The following is a 970-nucleotide window of genomic DNA, read 5'->3' as shown; positions in this document are numbered from 1 at the left end:
CTGGTGTGAAAATTCAACTAGAGTATGACTTGTTGAGTGGGGAATTTTCTGATGTGAAAATTGAACCAGGAAAACGAAGTGATCAGGCGTATGGTGCGACTCGAACAGGCATGATACAAAAGAATGAGCTGTATATTCGTGACTTAGGATATTTTCGTCTACAAGACTTTAAGTCTATTCAAGACAAGCAGGGGTATTATTTATCTCGTCTTAAGTTACCAACTAAAATATATAGAAAAGAGTTCGAAACAGTGGTATTTAAAACAAAACCCTCTCAATTGAAACCAGTATATATACAAATTCATTTGGAAGACATTATGAAACAGCTACAACCTGGCCAAGTGTATGAATTACACGATGTATATGTAGGGAGTAAGGACAAATTGCCTACTCGTATTGTAGTTTATAGGTGTACCGAGGAGCAAAAACAGAAACGCCTACGTGACCGAGCTATTCGTGAAAAGAAAAAAGGAATTACATATACAGAGCGTACAAAGCTTTTACAAGGTATTACGGTATATATGACAAACATTCCTACGGAATGGGTACCAAAAGAGAAAATCTATGATTTATATTCATTACGTTGGCAAATTGAGCTGTTATTTAAAATATGGAAATCTTGGTTTCAAATTCATCGTTGTAAATCTATTAAACAAGAGCGATTAGAATGTCATCTTTATGGGCAACTCATTAGTATTCTATTATGTTCTTCTACTATGTTTAAAATGCGAGAACTCCTATTACGTAAGAAACAGAAAGAGCTAAGTGAATATAAAGCGATGTACATAATTAAGGATTATTTTTCACTTTTTTACCAAGCATTACACAAAAACACCCAAGAATTATCAAAGGTTCTCCTTCGTCTGTTTAACCTCCTACAGCACAACGGACGAAAATCTCATCGATACGAGAAAAAGACAGTCTTTGATATTTTGGGTGTTGTTTATGAGTATACCACTTCTACTCATCA

Annotated in this window: 1 protein-coding gene; it reads left to right on the top strand. The window is 34.6% G+C overall.

Features of this window, described 5'->3' with window-relative positions:
* The coding region (locus ACTFRH_RS30855) for an IS4 family transposase (protein ID WP_440048913.1) at nucleotides 1–970 on the top strand (970 nt) is incomplete at both ends.

It is taken from the genome of Bacillus cereus group sp. MYBK216-1 (assembly GCF_051916495.1).
Lineage (GTDB): Bacteria > Bacillota > Bacilli > Bacillales > Bacillaceae_G > Bacillus_A > Bacillus_A thuringiensis_K.
This window is presented reverse-complemented; position numbering and strand designations above follow the sequence as displayed.